The organism is Pantoea sp. FN0307 (assembly GCF_050113815.1).
GTDB classification, from domain to species: Bacteria; Pseudomonadota; Gammaproteobacteria; order Enterobacterales; family Enterobacteriaceae; genus Mixta; species Mixta alhagi.
The window spans coordinates 175,960-200,743 of the sequence record NZ_JBNJSO010000005.1 but is presented as its reverse complement, the minus strand read 5'-3'; the positions used below and the strand labels follow the sequence as shown (position 1 = coordinate 200,743).

General features: G+C 54.0%; 25 protein-coding genes. 11 read left to right on the top strand and 14 right to left on the bottom strand.

Features of this window, described 5'->3' with window-relative positions; translation table 11 throughout:
• Positions 1–36: 36 nt before the first annotated feature.
• The 5 genes from ACQE3Z_RS15710 to ACQE3Z_RS15690 form a co-directional block, all read right to left on the bottom strand.
• Positions 37–609, bottom strand: coding sequence for a DUF1349 domain-containing protein (locus tag ACQE3Z_RS15710; RefSeq protein WP_426974510.1), 573 nt, complete (start codon positions 607–609; stop codon positions 37–39).
• A 20-nt stretch (positions 610–629) separates the two neighbouring features.
• Positions 630–1,184: a sugar O-acetyltransferase gene (locus ACQE3Z_RS15705; protein ID WP_426974509.1), complete on the bottom strand. Its 555-nt coding sequence runs from the start codon at positions 1,182–1,184 to the stop codon at positions 630–632.
• 41 nt (positions 1,185–1,225) lie between these two features.
• On the bottom strand, positions 1,226–1,768 hold the full coding sequence (locus tag ACQE3Z_RS15700) for a TetR/AcrR family transcriptional regulator (RefSeq protein WP_426974508.1): 543 nt from the start codon (positions 1,766–1,768) through the stop codon (positions 1,226–1,228).
• A gap of 177 nt (positions 1,769–1,945) precedes the next feature.
• Positions 1,946–2,716 (bottom strand): ABC transporter permease, encoded by a 771-nt coding sequence (locus ACQE3Z_RS15695; RefSeq protein WP_085067952.1) that lies wholly within the window; start codon positions 2,714–2,716, stop codon positions 1,946–1,948.
• A complete protein-coding gene (locus ACQE3Z_RS15690) occupies positions 2,713–3,639 on the bottom strand; it encodes an ABC transporter ATP-binding protein (protein ID WP_085067953.1) in 927 nt (308 codons plus the stop codon). Before ACQE3Z_RS15690 ends, ACQE3Z_RS15695 begins: the two co-directional genes overlap by 4 nt.
• A 112-nt stretch (positions 3,640–3,751) precedes the next feature.
• On the opposite strand from ACQE3Z_RS15690, the gene can reads away from it, so the two are divergent.
• Positions 3,752–4,414 (top strand): carbonate dehydratase, encoded by a 663-nt coding sequence (gene can / locus ACQE3Z_RS15685; RefSeq protein ID WP_208615334.1) that lies wholly within the window; start codon positions 3,752–3,754, stop codon positions 4,412–4,414.
• Positions 4,415–4,493: 79 nt separating this feature from the next.
• On the opposite strand, the gene hpt is transcribed toward can, so the two are convergent.
• A complete protein-coding gene (gene hpt, locus ACQE3Z_RS15680; RefSeq protein WP_426974507.1) occupies positions 4,494–5,030 on the bottom strand; it encodes a hypoxanthine phosphoribosyltransferase in 537 nt (178 codons plus the stop codon).
• 248 nt (positions 5,031–5,278) lie between these two features.
• On the opposite strand from hpt, the gene ACQE3Z_RS15675 reads away from it, so the two are divergent.
• Entirely contained in the window at positions 5,279–6,562 is a 1,284-nt protein-coding gene (locus tag ACQE3Z_RS15675; RefSeq protein WP_426974506.1) for a cystathionine gamma-synthase family protein, read from the top strand.
• 103 nt (positions 6,563–6,665) lie between these two features.
• Here ACQE3Z_RS15675 and ACQE3Z_RS15670 read toward each other — a convergent pair whose 3' ends face one another.
• Together ACQE3Z_RS15670 and cueO are read right to left on the bottom strand one after the other, a co-directional pair.
• Entirely contained in the window at positions 6,666–6,881 is a 216-nt protein-coding gene (locus ACQE3Z_RS15670) for a hypothetical protein (RefSeq protein ID WP_426974505.1), read from the bottom strand.
• A gap of 152 nt (positions 6,882–7,033) precedes the next feature.
• Positions 7,034–8,644 (bottom strand): multicopper oxidase CueO, encoded by a 1,611-nt coding sequence (cueO, locus tag ACQE3Z_RS15665; RefSeq protein WP_426974504.1) that lies wholly within the window; start codon positions 8,642–8,644, stop codon positions 7,034–7,036.
• 461 nt (positions 8,645–9,105) lie between these two features.
• On the opposite strand from cueO, the gene ACQE3Z_RS15660 reads away from it, so the two are divergent.
• The 3 genes from ACQE3Z_RS15660 (at position 9,106) to speD (ending at position 11,257) form a co-directional block, all read left to right on the top strand.
• Positions 9,106–9,453 (top strand): YacC family pilotin-like protein, encoded by a 348-nt coding sequence (locus tag ACQE3Z_RS15660; RefSeq protein ID WP_085067958.1) that lies wholly within the window; start codon positions 9,106–9,108, stop codon positions 9,451–9,453.
• A gap of 107 nt (positions 9,454–9,560) precedes the next feature.
• Positions 9,561–10,433, top strand: a complete 873-nt coding sequence (gene speE / locus ACQE3Z_RS15655; RefSeq protein WP_426974503.1) for a polyamine aminopropyltransferase — start codon at positions 9,561–9,563, stop codon at positions 10,431–10,433.
• 14 nt (positions 10,434–10,447) lie between these two features.
• A complete protein-coding gene (gene speD / locus ACQE3Z_RS15650) occupies positions 10,448–11,257 on the top strand; it encodes an adenosylmethionine decarboxylase (protein WP_426974502.1) in 810 nt (269 codons plus the stop codon).
• A gap of 41 nt (positions 11,258–11,298) precedes the next feature.
• On the opposite strand, the gene ACQE3Z_RS15645 is transcribed toward speD, so the two are convergent.
• Genes ACQE3Z_RS15645 through dtnK form a run of 3 tightly spaced genes read right to left on the bottom strand, consistent with a single transcriptional unit; the run spans position 11,299 to position 14,314 of the window.
• Positions 11,299–12,072, bottom strand: coding sequence for a DeoR/GlpR family DNA-binding transcription regulator (locus ACQE3Z_RS15645; protein ID WP_426974501.1), 774 nt, complete (start codon positions 12,070–12,072; stop codon positions 11,299–11,301).
• 6 nt (positions 12,073–12,078) lie between these two features.
• Complete coding sequence (locus ACQE3Z_RS15640) at positions 12,079–13,035, bottom strand: D-threonate 4-phosphate dehydrogenase (RefSeq protein ID WP_426974560.1); 957 nt, start codon at positions 13,033–13,035, stop codon at positions 12,079–12,081.
• Positions 13,036–13,051: 16 nt separating this feature from the next.
• Positions 13,052–14,314 (bottom strand): D-threonate kinase, encoded by a 1,263-nt coding sequence (dtnK, locus tag ACQE3Z_RS15635; protein WP_426974500.1) that lies wholly within the window; start codon positions 14,312–14,314, stop codon positions 13,052–13,054.
• A 233-nt stretch (positions 14,315–14,547) separates the two neighbouring features.
• Between dtnK and ACQE3Z_RS15630 the strand changes: the two genes are divergently transcribed.
• The 6 genes from ACQE3Z_RS15630 (at position 14,548) to ACQE3Z_RS15605 (ending at position 20,440) form a co-directional block, all read left to right on the top strand.
• Positions 14,548–15,696 carry an iron-containing alcohol dehydrogenase gene (locus ACQE3Z_RS15630; RefSeq protein WP_426974498.1) on the top strand — a complete coding sequence of 383 codons (1,149 nt, stop codon included), beginning with the start codon at positions 14,548–14,550 and terminating at the stop codon, positions 15,694–15,696.
• A gap of 14 nt (positions 15,697–15,710) precedes the next feature.
• Positions 15,711–16,595, top strand: coding sequence for a dihydrodipicolinate synthase family protein (locus ACQE3Z_RS15625; RefSeq protein ID WP_426974497.1), 885 nt, complete (start codon positions 15,711–15,713; stop codon positions 16,593–16,595).
• 80 nt (positions 16,596–16,675) lie between these two features.
• Positions 16,676–18,085: a sodium:solute symporter family protein gene (locus ACQE3Z_RS15620; RefSeq protein ID WP_426974496.1), complete on the top strand. Its 1,410-nt coding sequence runs from the start codon at positions 16,676–16,678 to the stop codon at positions 18,083–18,085.
• Positions 18,086–18,155: 70 nt separating this feature from the next.
• On the top strand, positions 18,156–19,262 hold the full coding sequence (locus tag ACQE3Z_RS15615; protein WP_426974559.1) for a sialidase family protein: 1,107 nt from the start codon (positions 18,156–18,158) through the stop codon (positions 19,260–19,262).
• 24 nt (positions 19,263–19,286) lie between these two features.
• A complete protein-coding gene (locus ACQE3Z_RS15610; RefSeq protein WP_426974495.1) occupies positions 19,287–19,763 on the top strand; it encodes a YhcH/YjgK/YiaL family protein in 477 nt (158 codons plus the stop codon).
• Positions 19,760–20,440, top strand: a complete 681-nt coding sequence (locus ACQE3Z_RS15605; protein WP_426974494.1) for an SDR family NAD(P)-dependent oxidoreductase — start codon at positions 19,760–19,762, stop codon at positions 20,438–20,440. The genes ACQE3Z_RS15610 and ACQE3Z_RS15605 overlap by 4 nt, the downstream gene beginning before the upstream one ends.
• A 31-nt stretch (positions 20,441–20,471) precedes the next feature.
• Here ACQE3Z_RS15605 and yacL read toward each other — a convergent pair whose 3' ends face one another.
• From yacL to ACQE3Z_RS15590, 3 genes are all read right to left on the bottom strand, one after another.
• Complete coding sequence (gene yacL, locus ACQE3Z_RS15600; protein WP_250651849.1) at positions 20,472–20,834, bottom strand: protein YacL; 363 nt, start codon at positions 20,832–20,834, stop codon at positions 20,472–20,474.
• Positions 20,835–21,045: 211 nt separating this feature from the next.
• A complete protein-coding gene (gene acnB / locus ACQE3Z_RS15595) occupies positions 21,046–23,643 on the bottom strand; it encodes a bifunctional aconitate hydratase 2/2-methylisocitrate dehydratase (RefSeq protein WP_426974493.1) in 2,598 nt (865 codons plus the stop codon).
• Between the two features lie 362 nt (positions 23,644–24,005).
• A complete protein-coding gene (locus ACQE3Z_RS15590; protein ID WP_426974492.1) occupies positions 24,006–24,509 on the bottom strand; it encodes a phenolic acid decarboxylase in 504 nt (167 codons plus the stop codon).
• Positions 24,510–24,784: the final 275 nt, after the last annotated feature.

Sequence of the window (24,784 nt, the reverse complement as noted above, 5' to 3'; positions counted from 1 at the left end):
TCGCAGCGGGGCAGGGTCGCCCCGCTCGCCTGCTTTTTAACTTAAATCGTGCAGCGCTTTGCCATTCGGCGGCGTCAGGCTTATGTCACTGAACATCACTTCCAGCCCGGCGCGCTCTGGGGTACAACACATTATCCCCACCTGATAACGTTCAGCTTTAGCGATATGACACAGCCGCAGCAACGGCCAGACAACGCCGTCAGCTGAATACTGCAGCCGCAGAGCATGGTCACGCAGCGTTAAGCGCATCCAGAAATCACGCGCATCGCCGTTGAACGGGCCGGTTGCCCAGTCAGAACGCCCCTGAGTCAGCACGCTGCCCATCGCCGGCTGTCCATCGTTATATTCAATTCCCGCTTTTAACCAGTGCTGCTCATCAGCCATAAACATAATGCCTGCCTGATCGTACAGGGTATGAAAATCGGCACGCACCCGCGCCTGAAAAGTAAAATCTTCCTGTATCTCGCAGCCCCAAAAGTGGCCGCTGAAGCGGGTAAAACCGTACCAGGTTTCGCGCCAGAAATCGGTTTGACCGTCGGTGATGACGGTTAACTGACCGTTCTCATTGCGCCAGACGGCTGGCTCATTAATCCAGTGAAACTGCGGCATAACAAACCTCAGCATAGTGATTAAATTGTTTTTAGTACCCGGCACGGATTTCCCGCCGCCACCACATTTTCCGGCACGCTTTTCGTTACCACGCTACCGGCGCCAATCACGCTGTTATCGCCAATCGTGACGCCTGGCAATATCTGTACGCCTGCGCCAATCCAGACGTTATTGCCGATGGTAACCGGGCGGGCATATTCCAGCCCTCGATTGCGCTGCTCCACGTCCAGCGGATGACCGGCGGTATGAATGCCGACGCAGGGCGCGATAAAAACGTTGTCGCCGATAGTGACCTTGCCGCAGTCAAGGATCACCAGATTAACGTTGGCATAAAAGTTTTCACCGACTTCGATATTTCGCCCGTAGTCGCAGTAAAAAGGCTGTTCAATCAGGATCTGCTCGCCGGTTTTACCCAGCAGCGCCTTAAGCTGTTTCTCCCGCTGCGCCAAATCACGCGGATCGGTGGTGTTGTAGATTTGCAGCCGGTACTTCACCTCGCCACGTTCGGCGATGAGCGCCGGATCGTAATTGGCATCGTAAAGCAGCCCCGCCAGCGCTTTTTCTGCTTCTGTCATAGTCCCTCCATTAGTGCGGATTACAAAGCCAGAAGCCTGAGCTACAGGCTGGCCAGCTGTCGGATGGCATTGGCCACCTGTTCAGGTACGACCGGCATTACTGAACGATGGATCATCATGCCTTCAATAAAAGCGTCGATGGCGACCGCCGCCGTCGGCGAAAAATGGTGCTCCAGCGCGCTGCGGCTGCGTGTCATCCATTCCAGCATCACCGGTTTTAGCTGCGGATGACGGCTGGCGAAAGCGTACAGTTCATAGCTCAGTAGCAGAGTGCGCGATGAGGAAGTGGCATCGCCAAAAATAATGGTGACTACCGCGTCTATCGCCTCCTGCTGTGTTCGTGCGCGGGAGATAAGCGCTGAGAATTGATCGGAGATATGTCGGGAAAGCTGGTTAAAAGCGGCAAAAAGCAGCGCATTCAGGCTGCTGAAATAGTAACTTACCGCGCTAAGCGGCACGGCAGCTTGCGCCGCAACCTTACGATAGGTTGTCCCGGCAACGCCATATTTTACAATTACTTCCAGAGCCGCTTCGGCGATGCGTTCGCGTCGCAGCGGATCCTGGCGCCAGCTTCTCTCTGTCATTTGTGCCTCTCTGTTTTTGCAGCTGACAGCCTGACACAGCCGATGAAATTGTACAGATGTACTAATTGAAGATGTGAGAGCGATCGCAGCCTTTACGTGAGAACAGCAGAAACGCTGCACAGGGGAGAACGCAGGCAAAAAAAACGCGCTCCGGGGAGCGCGTTCAGCAAGCGGGCATCAGGTGCGTAAACCGCGCCCGCGCTGTATCAGCGTCCAGGCGAGAATATAAAACACCACGATAAAGGCGATCAGTACCGAAAGCGTAAACACCAGCGGAACGTCGTTAATGCCCAAAAAGCCGTAACGGAAGCCGCTGATCATATAGACCACCGGGTTCAGCTTCGAAACCGCCTGCCAGAATGGCGGCAGCAGCGTCAGCGAATAAAACACCCCGCCCAGATAGGTCAGCGGCGTCAGAACAAAGGTCGGGATCAGGCTAATGTCGTCAAAGGTACGGGCAAATACCGCGTTCAGCAGGCCCGCCAGAGAAAACATAATCGCCGTCAGCAGCAGCGTAACCGCCACCATCAGCCAGGAGTGCACGTGGAACGGCACAAAAAAGAGCGAGACCGCCGTAACCAGGATCCCCACGCAGATGCCGCGCGCCACGCCGCCGCCAACGTAACCGGCGATCACGATATGGGTCGGCACCGGTGCCACCAGCAACTCTTCAATGTTGCGCTGAAACTTGGCGCTAAAGAAGGAGGAGGCTACGTTTGCGTAGGCGTTGGTGATCACCGCCATCATAATCAGGCCGGGCACGATAAACTGCATATAGCTGAAGCCGTGCATATCGCCGATGCGCGAGCCGATCAAATTACCAAAAATAATAAAGTAGAGCGTCATGGTGATGACCGGCGGCACCAGCGTCTGGATCCAGATACGGGCAAAACGGTTAATCTCTTTGGCCCAGATGCTTTTCAGCGCAACCCAATATAAGTGCATCATGCGTGACCTCCCGTTTTCCCCTGCACCAGACTCACAAACAGCTCTTCCAGGCGATTCGCCTTGTTACGCATGCTAAGCACCTGCACACCCTGCGCGCTAAGCTGGCTGAAAACGCTGTTTAACCCCTGCTCGCGCATGACCTCAACTTCCAGCGTTGAGGTATCCAGCAGGCGGTACTGGAAGCCTTCCAGCTTCGGCAAGGCGCTTTTCGCCGCCAGATCGAGGATAAAGGTTTCCGATTTCAGCTTCGAAAGCAGCCCTTTCATTGAGGTGTTCTCAACCAGTTCACCGCTCTGAATGATGCCGATATTACGGCAGAGCATTTCTGCTTCTTCCAGATAGTGGGTGGTGAGGATAATGGTGGTGCCCTGCGCGTTTAGCTCTTTCAGGAATACCCACATTGAACGACGCAGCTCAATATCGACGCCAGCGGTCGGCTCATCAAGGATCAGCAGCTTGGGCTGATGCATCAGCGCACGCGCGATCATCAGGCGACGCTTCATGCCGCCGGAAAGCATACGCGCGCGCTCGTTGCGTTTGTTCCACAGGTCGAGCTGGGTCAGGTATTTTTCTGCCCGCTGCTGCGCCTCGCGCCGTTCAACGCCATAGTAACCCGCCTGATTAACCACAATCTGAAAAACGGTTTCAAACGGATTGAAGTTAAACTCCTGCGGCACCAGCCCCAGCTGACGCTTGGCGTTGACCACATCTTTTTCCAGGTCGTAACCAAAGACACGAACCCGACCGCCGCTTTTGTTAACCAGTGAACTGATGATGCCGATGGTGGTTGATTTACCGGCGCCGTTTGGCCCCAGCAACGCATAAAAGTCGCCCGCCTCAACCGACAAATCGATCCCTTTTAGCGCCTGCACGCCGCCGGGATAGGTTTTGGTGAGCTTTTCAAGTTCCAGTGCATACGTCATAGAAGCGTTATTTACCCTGTTTTGTTAACAATCGTTTTTACCGTTTAAAATTACCAAATGTTGTCCTATAGTACGGAAACGCATTTCTGCTTGTTACAGATCGATAACCATCATGAAAGATATTGATACACTAATCAGCAACAACCGCGAATGGTCCAAATTACTGGTTGAAGAAGATCCCGGCTTTTTTGAACGTCTTGCCCTGGCGCAAAAGCCACGCTTTTTGTGGATTGGCTGTTCTGACAGCCGCGTTCCAGCCGAGCGCTTAACCGGCCTTGAGCCAGGTGAACTGTTTGTTCACCGTAATGTAGCCAACCTGGTGATCCATACCGACCTCAACTGTCTCTCCGTGGTGCAATATGCGGTAGAGGTACTGGAGGTGGAACATATCATCATTTGTGGACACTACGGATGCGGCGGCGTGCAGGCGGCGGTAGAAAACCCGGAACTGGGCCTGATCAACAACTGGCTGCTGCATATCCGCGATTTGTGGTACAAGCATAGCTCGTTCCTTGGCGAACTGCCGCCAGAGAAACGCTTTGATAAGCTTTGTGAAATCAACGTCATGGAGCAGGTTTATAACCTGGGCCATTCAACTATTCTGCAATCAGCATGGAAACGTGGGCAGAAAGTCACGATTCACGGCTGGGTTTACGGCATCCATGATGGCTGCCTGCGCGACCTGGAAGTCACCGCCACCAACCGCGAATTGCTTGAACAGCGTTACCATCAAGGCATTGCTAACCTGCTGAATCAACCTGAAAGCCATCGCTAATCAGGGGCAGCATAATAGCCTTTCCGGCAACCGCTATCTTTAATCGATTGTGCTGTCTCTGGCAGCACAATCGCCTGTATTACTCTTCCAGCATGACTACTTTGCCGATGTAAGGCAGATGACGATAGCGCTGCGCGTAGTCAATGCCGTAGCCAACCACGAATTCGTCAGGAATAGAGAAACCGATATATTCAACGTTCACCGCTACTTCACGGCGCGAAGGCTTATCCAGCAGGGTACAGATGGCCAGTGACTTCGGCTCGCGCAGGCTGAGAATTTCTCGCACTTTGCTCAGTGTATTACCAGAATCGATAATATCTTCCACGATCAGCACATCTTTTCCGCGGATGTCTTCATCCAGATCTTTCAGAATTTTCACATCACGGCTGCTGGACATGCCGCTGCCGTAGCTGGATGCGGTCATAAAATCGACTTCGTGTGGCACTTCAATGGTACGGCACAGATCGGCCATAAACATAAAGGAGCCGCGCAGCAGGCCTACCAGCACCATGTCGCTTCCGCTGTCACGGTAGTGCTCAGTGATTTGTTGACCCAGTTCAGCGATACGATTGCGAATCTCCGCTTCGGAGAGCATAACTTCAACGGTGTGTTTCATAGCTTCAGGCTTCGTCATCTGTCGAAAGCAGCAAAGTCTATCATATTTTGTCCGCCAAATACCCCAACGCAGCCAACCTTTGCCCCGGCGAGAAACAGATATACAGACTGCTAAACTTCCAAGACGCGTTATTTAATTATGCTTTTGGTTTTAAAGTTAGAACGTTAAGTCATTTATCAGCCAATGAGCGCCTGTGATAGCGTAAGCTCAATTTATGATGCCAGACGGCTTCATCGCCAGGAGAGATTATGTGCGCTGCTCAGACTAAAAAAACCCATATTGGTAACCGCCCGCTACAGCCGGAAACGCAAATGCTGAACTACGGTTACGATCCTGCCTTATCAGAAGGCGCGGTTAAGCCGCCGGTGTTTTTGACCTCTACCTTTGTTTTCAAAAGCGCTGAAGATGGTCGCGACTTTTTCGATTATGTCTCAGGCCGACGCGAGCCGCCTGCAGGCCTGTCCGGCGGGCTGGTCTATTCCCGCTTTAATCATCCTAACAGCGAGATTGTCGAGGATCGGCTGGCGGTGTATGAGCGGGCTGAAAGCAGCGTGCTGTTCTCTTCGGGAATGTCCGCTATTTCTACCACCCTGCTCGCTTTTGTGCGGCCTGGCGACGTTATTCTGCATTCACAGCCGCTGTATGGCGGCACTGAAACCCTGCTGAGCAAAACCTTCCATCAGCTTGGCGTGGCGGCAGTAGGCTTCAGCGATGGTCTGGATGAGGAAAAAGTACAGGAGGCAGCCGACCGGGCAACGGCGATTGGCCGCGTGGCGGTTATTTTAATTGAAACGCCCGCCAACCCTACCAACAGCCTGGTGGATATCGCCCTGATTCGCCGCGTGGCAGATAAGATTGGCGAACAGCAGGGAAGCCGACCGATTATTGCCTGCGACAATACGCTGCTTGGCCCGCTGTTTCAGCGCCCGCTGGAGCATGGCGCGGACATTTCGCTCTATTCACTCACAAAATATGTTGGCGGACACTCCGATCTGATCGCCGGCGCGGCGATGGGCAGTAAAGCGCTGATGAATCAGGTTCGCGCCTTGCGCAGCGCTATTGGTACCCAGCTGGATCCGCACTCCAGCTGGATGCTGGGCCGCTCGCTGGAAACGCTGTCGCTGCGCATGGAAAAAGCGAACAGTAATGCCGAAGCGGTAGCCCGTTTCTTACGCGATCATCAGAAAGTGGAAAAGCTGCACTATCTGAGGTTTCTGGATAGCGACTCTGCGGCGGGTAAAACATTTCAGGCGCAAAGCAGCGGCGCGGGCTCAACCTTTTCCTTTGATGTTCGTGGCGGTCAGCCCGCCGCTTTCCGTTTCCTTAACGCGCTACAGCTGTTTAAGCTGGCGGTAAGCCTCGGCGGTACCGAATCGCTTGCCAGCCATCCGGGCAGCACCACCCATTCCGGCGTGCCCGCTGAAGTACGGCAGCGGATTGGTATTGGCGAAGCGACCATTCGTTTGTCGATTGGCATTGAGAACAGCGACGATCTCATTGAAGATCTCCGCCTGGCGCTGGAGCAGGCATAATCCCGCAGTATGATAAGAAAAGTTAAAGGGCTGTCTGAAAAAGGTGGCCCTTTTATAAAGGGATGGTTTTTAAAAGCACAATGAATAACGCCGCGTGAAATAGTTATGTTTTAGTTTTTTCATCCGTCCCTTTATACCAATGATAAAAAGCTGTTAGCAAATAACAGGATTTATTTACTCCCAGGAATATCAACAGTGCTGCCAGGATATCCGTAAGCTGTTGGCAAGGCGCGCTTACTCTCAAAGAGCTATGCGTAACAATATAAATAGTAGACAGATAACTAATAGAAAAAATAAGCGAAGACTTTTTACGTGTCATAATTACTCCTTTAATTAATTTCCGTATAAATCTATTTTGCTAAGAAAATTTTTTAATTAACGATACCGCTATTTATCTGCCGCAAATGAAAAATTAAACCATTAACGCCCGATCGCGTTCACCATAATCGGGCATTGGCAAAAGATATGGGGTTATTCGACGGTAAAGCCCAGCATCATGCCGGTATCTTCATGTTCCAGCAGATGACAGTGCGCCATATACGCCTGCTGAGCGCTGGCCTTATGATTAAAACGCACCAGCACTTCGCTACGCCAGCCTTCCACATGCACCGTATCCTTCCATCCCTGCCGGTGCGGCGCAGGCGGCTTGCCGTTTTCTGAAAGAATACGGAACTGCGTGCCGTGGATATGAAAAGGATGCAGCATCGCATCGCCTTCGCCGGAAATGGTCCACTTCTCCAGCTGGCCCTGCTTCACGGCAAACAGTGGCTTGTTCATATCAAAGGCCTGGCCGTTGATCTTATTACCGTTATGGAAATCATAGCCGGAAGCGGTTTGCGGCGGCATATTCTCTATCGCATGACTGTGGTTCTGATGCGTCATTGCCTGATGATCGTGACCGGCTGAATCCGTATGTTGCGCCATAGCATGCCCTGTACTCTCATGGCCCGCCATTGCCTGTTTGCCGTAACGCTGTTGCAGCGCCTGCATCCCCAGCCGATCCAGTTGAGGATCCATCATCAGCTGTAACCAACGGCCCGGAAGGTTATCGCTGGCAGGTAACGGCGGCAAATTAGCCAACGTATCCGGCAGCGAGCCGCTGGCCATTACCCGCAACGGCAAAATATGCAGCAGCGGCAGCGGCGCATCAAACGGCGCCAGCGTCATGCCCATCTGATTAACCGGCAGCGTTACCAAATCAAAGGCTTTGCCATCGCTGGTATCCACCAGCACTTCAAAACGTTCGCCCGGCAGTAGCATTAGTGTTTCTACCTGCACCGGCTCTGCCAGCAGGCCACCATCGCTGGCGATAACGTACAGCGCGCGCTTGTCGCTGGCCGTCAGGTTAAGTGAGCGAGCGTTGCAACCGTTCAGCAGACGCAGACGCAGCCAGCCACGCGGCACCGCTTGCTGCGGATAAGGCACGCCGTTGGTCAGCATCAGATTGCCAAACCAGCCCACTGCGGCATGCATAACGTCCAGCTGATAATCAATGCCGGTACCCTCTGCCGTTAGCTGCTTGTCCTGTAAAATCAGCGGGATGTCATCCACGCCCCACTGCTTCGGCAGCAGCAGCTTTTCTGATTCCTCATCACGCAGCACTACCAGCCCGGCCAGCCCCTGCGCTACCTGATAGCCGGTCTTTCCATGCTGATGCGGATGAAACCAGCAGGTTGCCGCTGGCTGGTCGGGCGTAATGGAAACCGTGCGTTGACCGCCGGGCGCGATCGTGGCCTGCGGGCCGCCATCCACATCCCCCGGCACCTCCAGCCCGTGCCAGTGTACCGTGGTCGCCTGCGACAGGCGGTTTTCCATCAGCACTTTCAGCGTCTTACCACGCGTCATCTCAATCGCCGGACCCAGCAGCGCGCCGTTATAGCCCCAGGTATTGACCGCTTTTCCGTGCCAGTGGCTGGTGCCGGACTGAGCAATCAGGCGCACCGCACCGTGAATATCGGGCTTCAGCAGATCGGGGATCGGTAGCGCCGGGCGACCAGCGGCCAGCGCACGCCCCTGCCAGAAGGGAAACAGGCCTGCGGCACTCAGCGCTGCGGTCAGTTTAAGAAAGTCTCGGCGTTGCATGATGGCGTCCTTTATCATATTGAGGGCGTTATCCTAAACCTTGCCCTAACGGCAAAGTCAAGCTAACAAGCAAATGAACCTAAGATAGCTACATCAATAGGGTTATGGCTTGTTTAATACGCATATCAGGCTTCATCTTTGAAAGGGGCAGATTTATTACTCTTTTTATATCGGGTGGCATCAGAGGAAGGGTTCCTGTGCGGCCTGCATCATAAAAGTAATCGCCTTCAATTCGACCGGCTTTTGTTCAACTCATCTGCCTGCAGACTCTGAGACTTCCCGCAAAATGAGGTGATGACTATCAGACATGGCTCAATTACTGTGTTTCCGGCGTGAAGAAATGGCGCCTGCCAGACTGAATTGGCGATTTTTAGCACAAACGGCAACAAAGCGTAAAAATGGCCTGAAGACGGTGCATAACTGTGCTAACGTCAGATGATTGCAATTTTTAGAGAATGATTATGACGAAGGGCATCAAAGTCCTGTTGCTGTCGGGGCTTCTTGGCTTCTCATCCACCAGCTTTGCGCTTAGCGAATCAGAAGCGGAAGATCTGGCCGATCTGACCGCGGTATTTGTCTATCTAAAAAATGATTGCGGCTATCAGGATCTGCCCGATGCGCAAATCCGCAAGGCGTTGGTTTTCTTTGCCCAGCAGAACCGTTGGGATCTTACCAACTATGGCAGCTACAACATGAAATTACTGGGAGAAGAGAGCTATCGCGATCTGAGCGGCATTGCTGTCTCTAACGATAAGAAATGTAAAGCGTTAGCACGCGACTCGCTCAGCCTGCTGGCTTACGTTAAGTAATTTGCTGCTCTGTGCTCTCCTGCTGCTAATTTGACCGTGCAACCCCATGCAGAGTTAGCTATGATGTGCCGCCCAATTTTCATGGCTATTCTGAGGAGAGCCCCACCATGGCCCAAAATGAAATTTGGTATGAAACGCTTCATGCCGGCTTTGGTCAATATTTCACGGTAGACAAGGTTCTCTATCGTGAAAAGACCGAGCACCAGGATCTGATCATCTTCGAAAATGCGGCTTTCGGTCGCGTCATGGCGCTGGATGGCGTAGTGCAAACCACCGAGCGCGATGAATTCATCTATCACGAAATGTTAACGCACGTTCCGCTGCTGGCCCACGGCAACGCCAAAAAGGTGTTGATTATCGGCGGCGGCGATGGCGGTATGCTGCGTGAAGTCAGTCGTCACGCCGGACTGCAACAGATTACGATGGTGGAAATCGACGCGGGCGTGGTCGAGTTTTGCCGTCAGTATCTGCCCAACCATAGCGCTGGCGCTTATGACGATCCGCGCTTCCGTCTGGTGATCGACGATGGGGTGAACTTCGTTACGCAAACCAGCGAAAAGTTCGATGTGATCATCTCAGACTGTACCGATCCGGTCGGTCCGGGTGAAAGCCTGTTTACCTCTGAGTTTTATCAGGGTTGTAAACGTTGCCTTAATGAAAATGGCATCTTTGTCGCGCAGAATGGCGTTAGCTTTCTGCAACAGGATGAAGCCGTGACCAGCCATCGTAAACTGGGCCACTACTTCAGCGATGTCAGTTTTTATCAGGCGGCGATCCCAACCTATTACGGCGGCATTATGACCTTTGCCTGGGCGAGCGATAACCCGGCACTGCGTCAGCTTGATACCGCCACGCTGCAGGCGCGCTTTGCGTCAGCAGGCCTGAACTGCCGTTACTATAATCCGGCAATCCATACGGGCAGTTTTGCTCTGCCGCAATATCTGTTGAATGCACTGTCGGCACCGACCGGGCATTTATAAGGAGGTGAACTAAATTGCAAAAGCTGAAACTACATGGCTTCAACAACCTGACGAAAAGCCTGAGTTTTTGTATCTACGACATTTGCTATGCGAACAGTGAGGCCGAACGCGATGGCTATATTGCTTATATCGATGAGCAGTACAACGCTAACCGTCTGACTGAAATCCTGACCGAAACCTGCTCGATTATCGGCGCTAACGTGCTGAATATCGCGCGTCAGGATTATGAACCGCAAGGTGCCAGCGTCACTATTCTGGTTAGCGAAGAGCCGATCGATCCGAAAGATATTGATAATTCGGAGCATCCCGGCCCGCTGCCTGGTTCGGTAGTCGCTCACCTGGATAAAAGTCATATTTGCGTTCACACCTATCCGGAGAGCCATCCCGAAGGCGGATTATGTACGTTCCGTGCTGATATTGAAGTCTCTACCTGCGGCGTTATTTCCCCGCTGAAGGCGCTGAATTACCTTATCCATCAGCTGGAATCGGACATCGTTACCGTTGATTATCGCGTACGCGGTTTTACCCGTGACGTTAACGGCGTGAAGCACTTTATCGATCATGAGATCAACTCTGTACAGAACTTTATGTCGGATGATATGAAGGCGATGTATGATATGGTCGATGTGAATGTTTATCAGGAAAACATCTTTCACACCAAGATGTTGCTGAAAGAATTCGATCTCAAACATTACCTGTTCAACACCAGACCGGAAGACCTGAGTCCGCAGGAACACAAGCGGATTACCGATCTGTTGTGGAAGGAAATGCGTGAAATCTACTATGGCCGTAATATTCCCTCTCTCGGCCTGAAAACGCAGTAAAGCCCCTGCTTTACCGGGGCGGATCTTCCGCCCCGTTTCGTTTACTTGGCCTGCGTATCCACCAGCGTTAAGGCAAAATCTTCTGCGTTAAGCTGTGCCTGCGCCTCTTCACTTAGCCTGCCGTCGGTAATGACCTCCGTCAGCGCCTGTAACGGCGTTACGCAAAACAGTGACCATGAACCATATTTACTGCTGTCCGCCAGTAATATCCGCTGACGTGCATTAAGCAGCAGATCCTGCTTCAGCCCGGCCTTATCCTCCGTAGGCGTGGTAATACCTTTCTCCAGGCTCCAGGAGTTGCAGCTGACAAAAGCAATATCGGGATGAAGCGTGCGCAACAGGCGGCGTCCGTGTTCACCAATGCATGACTGACTGGAATCATCAATGCGCCCGCCGATAATCGTCACTTCAATTTGTCGGAATCCCGAAAGAAACAGCGCAATATGCAGATCGGCGGTAATGACCCGCAGCGGCAGGTGCGTGAGCTGCCGCGCCAGCTCCAGCATAGTGGTGCCCGCATCCAGCACCACCGCATCGCCCGCTTTTACGCGCGCGGCGGCGGCGCGTGCAATCGCCTGTTTCTCTGCCAGATGGCGCTGGCTTTTTTCTGACGTGGTGGGCTGCTCAGGAATAAAACGGTTTAACGTCACGCCGCCGTGCGTCCTGCTAATAACGCCCTCCCGATCCAGCTTAATCAGATCGCGGCGGATAGTGGCGGGCGAGGCGGAAATGGCCGTTACCAGTTGATCAACGGTAACCAGATTATGTGCTTTCAGATAATCCATAATCTGGTCGAGGCGACTTTGTCCTTTCATCTTTCCCTATGCAAGTTGCATCGCAAGTTGAATCGAGATGGCCATGCTCTCAGACTTCGCTTTACCTGTCCAGGCAATATCAAATGCGGTGCCGTGGTCCGCTGAGGTGCGGATAAATGGCAGGCCAGCGGTGATATTTACCCCGTCGTAGAAGCCCAACAGCTTAAGCGGAATATGGCCCTGATCGTGATACATCGCCACCACCATATCGTACTGTCCTTCATAGCACTGAAGATAAACCGTATCCGGCGGACAAGGACCGCGGGCATCAATGCCCCTCTCTTTCATCGCCTGAATCGCCGGACCAACAATGTTGATCTCTTCATCGCCAAACAGGCCATTTTCGCCGGCGTGCGGATTCACCCCAGCTACAGCGATGCGCGGATGCGTATAGCCGACGCGGCGCAAAAACGTATCGGCCATACCAATCACCGTTTCCACGCGTGGCTGATTCAGCGTATCAAGAAATTTGCGCAGCGCGATATGAGTGGTAACGTGGATCACTTTTAGTCGGTCAGTATAGAGCACCATGGCGTAATCTTTACTTTGGGTCAGCTGCGCCAGCAGTTCGGTATGGCCAGGATAGAGGTGACCAGCCGAATGCAACGCCTCTTTATTTAACGGCGCGGTGGCGATAGCATGCACCTCTCCCGCCAGCGCCAGCGCCGTTGCGCGCTTCACGCAGCGGTACGCCAGGTCGCCCGCCAGCGCCTGAACCTTACCGGGCACCAGCGCCTGCGGATCGGCCAGCGGTTCATCCAGCACGTTAATGGTGCCGGGCGTGAAGTGCGCCTGCGCGACTGAAGTGATCTCTTTCAGTTCCATTTGCGGGAGTTTGCCCTGCGCCATTACGCGCCTTAACGTCTCCAGACAACCTACCACCACGGCTGGCGCGCCGTTTAACTCCCCTTCCGCAAGCGCTTTAACAATAATCTCCGGGCCGATACCAGCAGGATCGCCCATGGTTACCGCAATGGTTTTAGTGGTCACTGTACATCTCCTCAATAAACGAGAGCGCGTCACAAAGCACACTCTCAGAACCGAAACCGCCGGCTTTGGTAATTACCGGCAAATCATCAAGCTCGCTGTTGATAAAACAGCCGCATGGAACGCAGGGCGCAACCTCCTGATGGATGCGATAGCCTTCCGCGCCCAGCGCATGAGCAACCGCAATGGCAATATCCCCGCCCGTCAGAAACAGCCCGCCGATACGCGTCCTGTCGATAATTGCCAGCGTCAGCTCACCCAGCCGCTGGCTGAGACGCTCGCCTAATAACGCGCGACTGCAGTGAAGCTGCTGGCATAGCGCATCAATTTGTTGTCGATCCGCCGCGCTGCGGCTGGTACGTAAAATCGTGTGCTGACCAGTTGCAAGTAGCGCGCTCGCCTGCTGTACCAGCCCGCTAAAATCGGGAACGTCGTGCATAAGCAACTGCGCTGCGTCGATATCTACTACCTGCGCGCGCTGTTGATTGATAGCCAACGCCACCTGACGACGCGTGGCTTCACTCATTGACCCGGCAATCACCAGCACCGGCAGCGCCTGGCGTTTTGTAATACAGGCGCTGGCTGGCAACGCCGCCGCCAGCCCTGCCGCACCTACCAGCAACGGTGTTTCGGGCAGCGAAAGGGCCGCTTCGGCAATCAGCGCCAGATCCTGTTCGGTTAGCGCATCCACCACGACCATCACCGGTGCCTGATGTTGATACTGCCGCAGCAGCGCAGCCAGTTCACCGCTGCGCACCGCAGGCAACGCAACGTCAATCACCTTTAGCTCGCTTTGCTGCTGCAAAAGGGTTTTGATGCGTGACGAGCTAATCGGCGTGCGCGGATCGCTGGCAAACTCGGTCTGCGCCAGCGGCACCTGATGCACCAGGCACTCGCCGTTAAGGGTGGTGCGGCCTGCGCCAGGGATCGCCGCTGCGATCAGCGCCAGACCTTTACCGCTGGCGTGCAATGCGGCTTCAATTTCCGCTCCGGGATTGCCGCGAAAGGTGGAGTCGATTTTTTTGTAGATCAGCAAATCCTGCTGACGCCAGCGGGCCAGCGCCTGCGTTACTGCATCCGCCGCGTCAGAAGCCCCAAGCGCGCGGCTGTCAGTATTGATCACCAGCACATCGGCGCGGCGTGACGGCGACTGCCGGGCAAAGAGCATTACCTCAGTACGTGCGCCCTTCTTCGCCAGCTGAACCCCGGTATCATTAGCGCCGGTAAAATCATCAGCGATGACGATTAATTTCATACATTCCCCTTACTGGCTGCATCACGCTTCGCTCCCCGTCCTGTTTAAGCGTTGTACGCCGCTTACAAAAGAAACTACCCAACCTGTTAATGATTATATTCAATCATGATTGATTAAATGTGAGCAATCTCAAATTAATCACATGCGATTTCCCCTATAAAATTGACCGACAACAATCGTTTTTGAACAAACTAAATCATCGTTCAGCTTTATGGGGAGAAAAGGCAGACCTTATGAACATCAATAGCACCCTTATCAGCGGCTTTCAGGCGCTAAATGACATCAGCTATCTGCCAGAAATCCGACGCAGCCTGCTGCTGGTCACTGATAAAAATATCATCGCCATTCCAGCCGTTGCCGCGATGATTGAAAAGCTGCGTTATCAGGCAGAATCGCTGACTATTCTGGATAGTGTGCCGCCAGAACCCAGCCAGCATGACGTTGCAGCACAGCTGAAAAGCCTGGAAGGTTGTAAAGTTGAGACGGTAATTGGCATTGGTGGTGGCAGCGTGCTGGATGTCGCTAAGCTGTTATCGGTACTGTGCTTGTCGGGCGCGCCTACGCTTGATCAGCTGCTGGCGGGTGAGAAACCCACGGCACGCCTGCCTTCTCTGTTAATCCCAACCACGGCCGGAACCGGCTCGGAAGCGACGCCTAATGCAATTCTGGCAATCCCGGAACAGGAGACCAAGGTCGGCATTATTTCGCCGGTGATGCTGCCTGATTATGTGGCGCTGGCACCGGAACTGACCACCAGCATGCCGCCGCATATCGCCTCTTCTACCGGTATCGATGCGCTTTGCCACCTGATCGAATGCTTTACTGCCACCGTCGCCAATCCAGTTAGCGATAACTATGCGCTGATTGGCCTGAAGAAACTGTTTGCCAGCCTGGAAACCAGCGTGGCAGAACCGCACAACCTGCAGGCGCGTCTGGATATGCTATGGGCCTCTTATTACGGCGGCGCGGCTATCGCTCATGCCGGCACCCATCTGGTTCACGCGCTTTCCTATCCCCTGGGCGGTAAATATCACCTGCCGCACGGCGTTGCTAACGCCATTCTGCTTGCACCCTGTATGCGCGCTGTCCGTCCGGCGGCGGTGACTAAATTTGCTCAGGCGTATGACCTGTTGCCCAACGCCGATCGCTCCCTGAACGATGAAGAAAAATCCCATGCGCTGGTGGACTATTTTGCCGCGCTGGTGCGCCGTCTGAAGCTTCCCGCCAGCCTTGATGAACTGGGAATCAATGCCGACCAGCTGCCACAGCTGGTGGAGTCGGCGCTGGACGTGCAGCGTTTGATTAAAAATGTGCCCACGCCGGTCAGCGCCAGTATGGTGCGAAATATCTATCTGACGCTGTTCCCGGCCCAATCAGCCTGAATAACGAGGTAACAATGAAACAGAAAATTGAAGGCGTGCTGACTGCGATTGTAACCACCTTTGATGCCGAAGGTGCGTTTAAACCAGCGGCACAGCGTGAGCAGGTGCAACGTCAGTTGCAGGCAGGCAACGGCATCTTTTGTGGCGGCACCAACGGCGAATTTTTTGTACTGAATGAACAGGAAAAGCTGGCGGTTATCGAAACCTGCGTTGATGAGACAGCTGGTCGGGCGCCGGTTGTGGCACATATCGGGGAGATCTCCACACGGGAAACGATTCGCCTGGGGAAACAGGTGGCGCAGCTTGGCGTTGACGCCGTGTCGGTCATTACGCCCTGGTTTGTACCACTCAAACAGCAGGAGCTGATCTGGCACTACCGTACGGTAGCAGACGCGCTGAAAGTGCCGCTGTTTTTGTACAACATTCCGGCGCGCACCGGCAATACGCTGCTGCCGGAAACGGTGCGCATTCTGGCCGCGCATCCCAATATTATCGGCATTAAAGACAGCGCTGGCAGTTATGAGAGCCTGAAAGGTTTCCTTGAGACAGCACAGGGGCAGGAAAATTTTTCCGTCCTGAACGGCCCCGATTCGCTGATCCATCGTGGCTTTGTTGAAGGTTGCACCGCCTGTATCTCCGGCCTCGCCAATGTTGCGCCGCGGGAAATCAACGCCATCTGGCGCACTTTTCAGGCAGGCGATCTCGCCGCGTCACAACGGGCGCAGGAAAACGTTACCGGCCTGCGCACCGATTTATACAACGTTGCCTTTTCACCCGCTGCAGTGAAAAAAGCGCTGGCGCTTATGGGCCATGACGTCGGTGAAAGTCGCTATGCCGTGCAGTTCAGCGTGGCAGAAGAACAGCAGATTCGTCAGATCGTGAATCAATACCTGCAATAACTAAAACAACCTATCCACATGATTACGTGAATAAAGGGACTACCCGGTCCCGGGGCTCATTACGTCTGAGAGAGGCCATAATGAAAGAATTTACCGCTATGGATACGCTGATCATTATCGGGATCGTGGTCGCGTATATTTTATTTACAACCTGGATGACCTGGCGGCTGCGGAGTAAAAGCAGCGGGGACTTTATGGAAGGATCGCGCGCGATGCCGGCATTTATCGTTGGCGTCATGCTGATGTCGGAATACATTGGCGCGAAGTCCACTATTGGCACCGCACAGGCTGCCTTTGAAAATGGCTTCGCCGCGTCATGGTCGGTCATTGGCGCGGCGATAGGTTTTCCGCTGTTCGGTCTGCTGCTGGTAAAACGGATCTATAACACCGGCAAAATTACCATTTCCGGCGCGATCGCGGAAAAGTACGGCACCTCCACGAAAAATATCATCTCCATCATTATGATTTATGCCCTGCTACTGGTGAATGTGGGTAACTACGTCAGCGGCGCAGCGGCTATTTCAACCGTACTCAAAGTTAACCTGCCGATAGCCGCCTTTATTACCGCCATTGTCAGCACCTTCTATTTCGCCTTTGGCGGAATGAAAGGCATGGCCTGGGTTACATTGCTGCACAGCGGCATAAAGTATTTTGGCATTTTGGTAATTCTGGGCGTAGCGCTGCATATGAGCGGCGGTATTACGCCAATGGTGCAGCAAATGCCGGACTTTTACTGGACCTGGGATGGCCACATCGGTGCCAGTACGATTGTGGCCTGGTTGATCGGCACGATTGGCTCTATTTTCTGCACTCAGTTTGTTATCCAGGCGATCTCTTCCACCAAAGATGCCGCCTCGGCTAAGCGCGCAACCTGGATTGCGTTCCTGTTCTGCCTGCCGATTGCTATCGCCATTGCGATTATCGGCGTCGCAGCGAAATTTCTGCATCCCAACATCAACAGCCTGTACGCCCTGCCCGTGTTTTTACAGGATATGAATCCCTGGCTGGCTGGCCTGGTAACAACATCACTGGTTGCCTCAATTTTCGTTAGCGTCAGCACTGTAGCGCTGGCTATCGCCTCGCTGATTGTCAAAGACTTCTATGTGCCGATGCGCAATCCTACGCCGGAGCGCGAGTTTAAAATGACGCGCTGGCTGTCACTGGCGATTGGCTTTCTGCCGCTGATATTTGTGCTGTTCGTGCCGGAGGTGCTTAAGCTCTCGTTCTTTACCCGCGCCATTCGCCTGTCGATCTCGGTTGTGGCAATGATGGCCTTCTACCTGCCCTTCTTTAAAAGCACGCGCGGCGCGAATGCCGGGCTGATCGGCGCCTGCGTAATGACTTCCGTCTGGTATCTGCTGGGCGATCCGTTCGGCATCAACAACATGTATATCGCCCTGATTACCCCGGCGGTGATTATGGTGCTGGATCATCTGATCCCGCAAAAACGTCCGGTAACTAAAACCAATATGCAAAAGAGTGGAGCCTGAAATGACGCAAGCAACCCTTAACCTGCCGACAAAAAGCATAACCGAAATCGTGGACGGCGATCCGGGGCGTATGACGGCAATGTTGCCGTCGCCCTGTCCACAAAACCATGCAGCCAATTTACTGCCGCTGCCGAATGGCGATCTGCTTTGCGTCTGGTTTGGCGGAACGCAGGAAGGCATCGCTGATATTTCCATTTACTGCTCGCGACTGAATCACGGCAGCCGTCAATGGTCGACGCCGCAGCGGCTCTCGGAAGACACCAACCGCTCGGAGCAAAACCCGGTGCTGTTTCTGGCCCCGGATAAGGTGCTGTGGCTGCTGTGGACCGCGCAGAAGTCGGGTAATCAGGATACGGCGATAGTGCGTTATCGCCAGTCACACGATATGGGCAATAGCTGGGGCGAGATTAACACCTTGCTGGATAAGCCTGGCACCTTTATACGCCAGCCGATGGTCGTGATGCCTAACGGCGACTGGCTGCTGCCGGTGTTCTACTGTCAGACCGAGCCGGGTGAAAAATGGGTGGGCAACAACGATATCAGCGCGGTGAAAATCTCACGCGATAACGGCCAGAGCTGGCAGGATGTGCCGGTGCCTGACAGTACCGGCTGCGTGCATATGAATATCACACTGCTGAAGGATGGTTCGCTGCTGGCGCTCTTCCGCAGCCGCTGGGCGGATTTTATCTGGCAGAGTCGCTCTTACGACGGTGGCCAAAGCTGGAGTGCGCCGCAGCCAACGGAATTGCCTAATAATAATTCCTCTATTCAGGTGACAACGCTGGCAAACGGCGATTTAGCGCTGGTGTTTAACAAGATGAGCGCCGCAGGCGCCAGCGAGCGGCGCGCCTCACTTTATGATGAGATTGAAGATGATGAAGACGATATTGTCGCCCAGCCCATAATGCCTGCAGGCCGTAGCGCATTCTGGGGCGCGCCGCGTGCGCCGATGACGCTGGCGATCTCCAAAGACGGCGGTAGAAGCTGGCCGTGGCAGCGTAATCTGGAGGAAGGCGACGGCTACTGCATGACCAATAATTCGCAACAGAAGCTGAACCGGGAGCTTTCTTACCCCAGCATTAAACAGGGACCGGACGGCCTGCTGCATATTGCCTATACCTGGCATCGTCAGGCGATTAAATATGTGTGCGTGGATGAAAGCTGGGTCACGTGTTAACCGCTGTGGGATAAGGAGGAAAGGATGATTGCAGGCAATTTGCAGGCGCTGCCGCTGGCGACGCTGCCCGACACGCTTTACGCGCTGTTGGCGCGCCCGGAATGCGCTTTAACGGCGCTGCAGGCGATGCCCGACGGCCGCTGGCAGCCGGAGGGCGCTGGCTGGTTTTGCACTATCAGCGACAGCGAAACCGCCCCACTCGGGCTGCGGCATACCGAGTACCACCGACAATGGCTGGATATTCAGGTCCTGTTGGCAGGCGAAGAGATTATTCGTTATGACGTGGCGGACGCCCGCCAGATAGTGGCAGAGGAGCGTAAGCCCGATCTGTTTATTGTGAAACATGCGCAGCTGCGTCAGCAGCTTTATTTGCAGCCGGGTGATTTCGCTATCTTTGCGCCTGGCGAAGCGCATCAGGCGCTGTGCGCGGTTGATAAACCTGCGCGGGTACGCAAAGCGGTATTCAAGGTTTCTCCTGAACTGCTGCGAGGAAAACCATGAGCCGTCACGCGTTGGTAACCGGTGCCAGCTCTGGCATTGGGCGCGCTATTGTTGAACGGCTACTGCAGGAGGGCTGGCAGGTCAGTGGGCTGAGCCGTTCAGCAAAAGGCAGTGAGCATCCGGCTCTTCGCTCGATCGCCGTCGATCTGTGCGATCGCACGGCACTGGCGAACGTGTTGAGCGAACTGCCGCCGGTCGATGCCTTTATCCACGCCGCTGGCATGATGCAGGCGGCAGAGCTGGGCGCGCTGAACGAGGAGATCAGCCAGCGGCTGTGGTATTTGCATGTGCTGGTGGCAGAAAGTATAGCGAATGCGCTGGTGGATATTTTGCCCGCTGACGGACGCATTATTCTGATCGGCAGCCGTACCTCACGCGGCGCGGCGGGCCGCAGTCAGTACGTCAGCACCAAAGCGGCGATGACAGGGATGGTGCGCAGCTGGGCGGCTGAGCTGGCCCCACGCGGCATTACCGCGAATGTGGTAGCGCCTGGCGCAACGGCCACGCCGATGCTGAGTCAGCCCGGACGCGCCAGTTCGCCGCCAAAGCTGCCACCGATCGGGCGTTATATTCAACCTGATGAGGTCGCCGCGCTGGTCAGCTTTTTGCTCTCTCCCGCCGCTGCGGCGATTACCGGACAGGAACTGGTGATCTGCGGCGGCGCATCGCTCAGTTAATCAGCGGGGCAGTCGCCGCTGCCCCGCCATCTCAACGCCCCTGCATAAAGGCGCGATAGGCCGCAATCACCGCCAGAAAATCTTCAATGCCGCAAAACGAGAGACTTTCCTCATCGTAATAGCTCATGCCCTCTTCCAGCTCATCGGTATCAAAGGCGAGCTGGTTGGCGCGGATCATTACCTCTTCGCCATTCAGCGAAAGCTGATACTCATGACCCTGATGCAACCACTCTCTTTCGCTGCCTTTGACCTGCGCTGCCGCTGCTTCTACTTCATCAAGCAGCGCCATATTGCCTTTTACTTCTTCATTGAACCAGTGCCCGACCGCCTCATGGCCCATGCTCATGCGCACTTTGACCTGATTGGTGACGTCGCGTAAAAATTCATATTCCATCTTGCTGCCCTTAGCGCATGCTGCTGCGCTTCAATTCACTCGGTTGCGTGCATTATCGCAGCCTGACGTGTGAAAAGCAGCGCCTGACACGGCGCTTTAGCGAGAAAAGCGAGCGGTAAAAGAGGGATAACATACCGGAGAGTGACGCTAACTTTTTACAGGCGTAAAAAAGGGCGGAAAATTCCGCCCTTTTGTCATGCTGTTATGTCTCTCAGACCGCCGTCTGGAAAATCACATCTTTCGCTTTGTCCGTGTACTGATTCAACTGGTCAAAGTTCAGATAGCGATAGGTATCCACCGCAGTTTTATCAACCTGAGCCATAAACTGTTGATACTCGTCTGGCGTTGGCAAACGGCCCAGCAGCGAAGAAACGGCCGCCAGCTCGGCAGAAGCCAGATAGACGTTCGCGCCGGTACCCAGACGGTTCGGGAAGTTACGCGTTGAGGTAGATACCACCGTTGCGCCATCGGCTACACGCGCCTGGTTACCCATGCAGAGCGAGCAACCCGGGATCTCAATACGCGCGCCGCTCTTACCGAACACGCTGTAGTAGCCCTCTTCGGTTAGCTGCGCCGCATCCATTTTGGTCGGCGGTGCGACCCACAGGCGGGTCGGCAACTGGCCTTTATGGCTATCCAGCAGCTTACCTGCCGCGCGGAAGTGGCCGATGTTGGTCATACAGGATCCGATAAAGACCTCGTCGATCTTCTCGTTCTGCACTTCAGACAGCAAACGCGCATCGTCCGGATCGTTCGGCGCACACAGAATCGGCTCCTGAATTTCCGCCAGATCGATTTCGATAACCGCTGCGTACTCCGCATCAGCATCGGCTTCCATCAGTTGCGGATCGGCCAGCCATTTCTCCATGCCCTGAATACGACGCTCCAGCGTACGACGATCGCCGTAGCCTTCCGCAATCATCCATTTCAGCAGAACGATATTGGAGTTCAGATACTCAATGATCGGCTCTTTATCCAGCTTGATGGTACAACCGGCAGCAGAACGCTCAGCGGACGCATCAGACAACTCAAACGCCTGCTCTACTTTCAGATCCGGCAGACCTTCAATTTCCAGAATGCGGCCAGAGAAGATGTTCTTCTTGCCTTTCTTCTCAACGGTCAGCAGACCCTGCTTAATGGCGTACAGCGGGATCGCGTGCACCAGATCGCGCAGGGTGATGCCCGGCTGCATTTTGCCTTTAAAGCGCACCAGCACCGATTCCGGCATATCCAGCGGCATAACGCCGGTTGCGGCAGCGAAGGCCACCAGGCCGGAGCCCGCCGGGAAAGAGATGCCGATCGGGAAGCGGGTATGCGAGTCACCGCCGGTGCCCACGGTATCCGGCAGCAGCATACGGTTCAGCCAGCTGTGGATAATGCCGTCGCCCGGACGCAGCGACACGCCGCCACGGTTCATAATAAAGTCTGGCAGCGTATGGTGTGTCTGCACGTCAACCGGCTTCGGATAGGCGGCGGTATGACAGAAAGATTGCATCACCAGATCGGCGGAGAAGCCGAGGCAGGCGAGATCTTTCAGCTCATCACGCGTCATCGGCCCGGTGGTATCCTGAGAACCCACTGAGGTCATCTTCGGTTCGCAGTACTGACCCGGACGAATGCCGTCCACGCCACAGGCGCGACCCACCATTTTCTGCGCCAGTGAGAAGCCGCGCGTGCTCTGCGCCACATCTTTCGCCTGGCGGAACACATCGCTGTGCGGCAGACCAAGCGACTCACGCGCTCTGGTGGTCAGGCCGCGACCGATGATCAGCGGAATACGGCCACCGGCGCGAACTTCATCCAGCAGCACGTCGGTTTTCAGCGCGAACTCAGCCAGTAGCTCGTTGGTTTCGTGGTGACGCACTTCACCCTTGTAGGGGTAAATGTCGATCACGTCGCCCATATTCAGGTTATTAACGTCCACTTCGATCGGCAGCGCGCCGGCATCTTCCATGGTGTTAAAGAAAATCGGTGCGATTTTACCGCCCAGGACAACGCCGCCGCCTTTTTTGTTCGGCACGTAAGGGATGTCGTCGCCCATAAACCACAGCACCGAGTTGGTAGCGGATTTACGGGAAGAACCGGTACCGACTACATCACCGACATAGGCCAGCGGAAAGCCTTTCGCCTGCAGCGCTTCAATCTGCTTGATCGGACCTACGTTGCCCGGTTCGTCCGGCTCGATGCCTTCGCGGGCGTTTTTCAGCATTGCCAGCGCGTGCAACGGAATATCAGGACGTGACCATGCATCCGGCGCCGGAGAGAGATCGTCGGTATTGGTTTCGCCAGTTACTTTGAATACGGTGACGGTAATTTTTTCAGCCAGCGCCGGACGGTTCAGATACCACTCGGCGTTTGCCCATGACTGCATAACCTGCTGAGCATGCGGATTACCCGCTTTGGCTTTCTCTTCCACATCGTAGAAGTTATCGAACATCAGCAGCGTATTGGCGAGCGCTTTTGCCGCGATGGGCGCCAGCTTCTCATTATCCAGCGCGTCAATCAGCGGATGAATGTTATAGCCGCCCTGCATGGTACCCAGCAGTTCGATCGCTTTTTCAGGTGTTACCAGAGGAGAAGTCGTTTCGCCTTTGGCGATAGCAGCCAGGAAACCGGCTTTGACATAGGCCGCTTCATCAACACCCGGCGGCACGCGATTAATTAACAGATCGGACAGGAATTCTTCTTCACCCGCAGGAGGGTTCTTCAGCAGTTCAACCAGCGCGGCCATTTGGGATGCATCTAAAGGTTTAGCAACAATTCCCTGGGCAGCACGCTCGGCAACGTGCTTACGGTATTCATCTAGCACGACGTTCTCCTCGCTCTCATTGTATATGGCTTTCCGGCCACCTTTTTTCACGGCGATCTGTAGGATGCTTATGTAGGGTAAGGTGTCCGGTTTCGCGTCGGCCAGCATAGCAGGATTTGCTGCACTTGTTAATGCGTTTACAAAAAAGCAACATCTTTTGTCAAAGCTGTTTTCCAGACAGCGCGCCAGTCGTAGCGCTTTATTCATCTTTTTAACGATAAAAATAATTTATGGCTGAGCCGGTTTTGTTAAGGGAATAAACAGCATTGTTGTTGAGAACATAACGTTGAGGCACAAAGGAACAGGCCACACCCGTAACGAGTGTGGCCTGTTTGATGTGCTGCAAAAAGCGAAAGCAGTGCTTAGCGTAGATTATCGGGAAAATTGGCGGGCAGTTCGCTGGCCGGGCAGTTAATGACGGTATCGTCATTTTCACCCACGTCACGGACAAGGGTCAGCGTGGCGAACTCATCGATAACTTCAGTGGGATAAGCCGGGCCGGCCTCGCGATAGCTGGCCATTTCGTCCAGATGTTCGTTCTGGAAACAGACGGTTTTTTCCGGGTTGTTCATTACCCAGCGAGGGAAGAAAATGGTGCCATGAAACACCTTATCGGCGAGGTTCACGCTCAGGCTGACATCAGTGCCGGTAGGCTCTGTCCAGGAGATTTTGTAAACATCGCTGGCAAGACGCGCCAGGTAAACGTGCTGATCTTTAACCCAGCGGTTGCCCACCAGGCCGCTGTGAATACGATAATCTATTGTCTCATTGTTTTTGATATAGATTTCATAATTCCAGCCGTTGTCATAGGTGTAAACAAGATGTTTGCCAACAAAACCACTTAGATCATGTTTATCAAAGCTCATATATTTTACTCCTTTTGGTTAACAGGTAAATTATAGCTCACCTCAGCCCTTCCCCCCGGATAAATAAAATATATTTTGTTTTATATCAAAAAGATTAATGAGTGGACACAATAGAGAAACGGATGCTTGATATTTATTGCGGAATCAGGCGACTCCCATTAAATTTTTATGAATAAATGAAGAGGGAGTACAATTGGAGATATATATTTAAAATAAAGTTTAACCTTATGTGGCATTTAATAAAAAAGACAAAATGGGACATTAATTTATATAAA

Coding starts and splice junctions, on each gene's coding strand:
- yacL (WP_250651849.1), bottom strand. CDS start 20,834: ATGGAATATGAATTTTTACGCGACGTCACCAATCAGGTCAAAGTGCGC.
- hpt (WP_426974507.1), bottom strand. CDS start 5,030: ATGAAACACACCGTTGAAGTTATGCTCTCCGAAGCGGAGATTCGCAAT.
- ACQE3Z_RS15590 (WP_426974492.1), bottom strand. CDS start 24,509: ATGAGCTTTGATAAACATGATCTAAGTGGTTTTGTTGGCAAACATCTT.
- ACQE3Z_RS15660 (WP_085067958.1), top strand. CDS start 9,106: ATGACGAAGGGCATCAAAGTCCTGTTGCTGTCGGGGCTTCTTGGCTTC.
- ACQE3Z_RS15670 (WP_426974505.1), bottom strand. CDS start 6,881: ATGACACGTAAAAAGTCTTCGCTTATTTTTTCTATTAGTTATCTGTCT.
- ACQE3Z_RS15615 (WP_426974559.1), top strand. CDS start 18,156: ATGACGGCAATGTTGCCGTCGCCCTGTCCACAAAACCATGCAGCCAAT.
- ACQE3Z_RS15630 (WP_426974498.1), top strand. CDS start 14,548: ATGAACATCAATAGCACCCTTATCAGCGGCTTTCAGGCGCTAAATGAC.
- ACQE3Z_RS15705 (WP_426974509.1), bottom strand. CDS start 1,184: ATGACAGAAGCAGAAAAAGCGCTGGCGGGGCTGCTTTACGATGCCAAT.
- ACQE3Z_RS15675 (WP_426974506.1), top strand. CDS start 5,279: ATGTGCGCTGCTCAGACTAAAAAAACCCATATTGGTAACCGCCCGCTA.
- dtnK (WP_426974500.1), bottom strand. CDS start 14,314: ATGAAATTAATCGTCATCGCTGATGATTTTACCGGCGCTAATGATACC.
- ACQE3Z_RS15690 (WP_085067953.1), bottom strand. CDS start 3,639: ATGACGTATGCACTGGAACTTGAAAAGCTCACCAAAACCTATCCCGGC.
- can (WP_208615334.1), top strand. CDS start 3,752: ATGAAAGATATTGATACACTAATCAGCAACAACCGCGAATGGTCCAAA.
- ACQE3Z_RS15640 (WP_426974560.1), bottom strand. CDS start 13,035: ATGGGCGATCCTGCTGGTATCGGCCCGGAGATTATTGTTAAAGCGCTT.
- ACQE3Z_RS15695 (WP_085067952.1), bottom strand. CDS start 2,716: ATGATGCACTTATATTGGGTTGCGCTGAAAAGCATCTGGGCCAAAGAG.
- ACQE3Z_RS15625 (WP_426974497.1), top strand. CDS start 15,711: ATGAAACAGAAAATTGAAGGCGTGCTGACTGCGATTGTAACCACCTTT.
- ACQE3Z_RS15605 (WP_426974494.1), top strand. CDS start 19,760: ATGAGCCGTCACGCGTTGGTAACCGGTGCCAGCTCTGGCATTGGGCGC.
- speE (WP_426974503.1), top strand. CDS start 9,561: ATGGCCCAAAATGAAATTTGGTATGAAACGCTTCATGCCGGCTTTGGT.
- ACQE3Z_RS15620 (WP_426974496.1), top strand. CDS start 16,676: ATGAAAGAATTTACCGCTATGGATACGCTGATCATTATCGGGATCGTG.
- ACQE3Z_RS15710 (WP_426974510.1), bottom strand. CDS start 609: ATGCCGCAGTTTCACTGGATTAATGAGCCAGCCGTCTGGCGCAATGAG.
- cueO (WP_426974504.1), bottom strand. CDS start 8,644: ATGCAACGCCGAGACTTTCTTAAACTGACCGCAGCGCTGAGTGCCGCA.
- ACQE3Z_RS15645 (WP_426974501.1), bottom strand. CDS start 12,072: ATGAAAGGACAAAGTCGCCTCGACCAGATTATGGATTATCTGAAAGCA.
- ACQE3Z_RS15700 (WP_426974508.1), bottom strand. CDS start 1,768: ATGACAGAGAGAAGCTGGCGCCAGGATCCGCTGCGACGCGAACGCATC.
- ACQE3Z_RS15610 (WP_426974495.1), top strand. CDS start 19,287: ATGATTGCAGGCAATTTGCAGGCGCTGCCGCTGGCGACGCTGCCCGAC.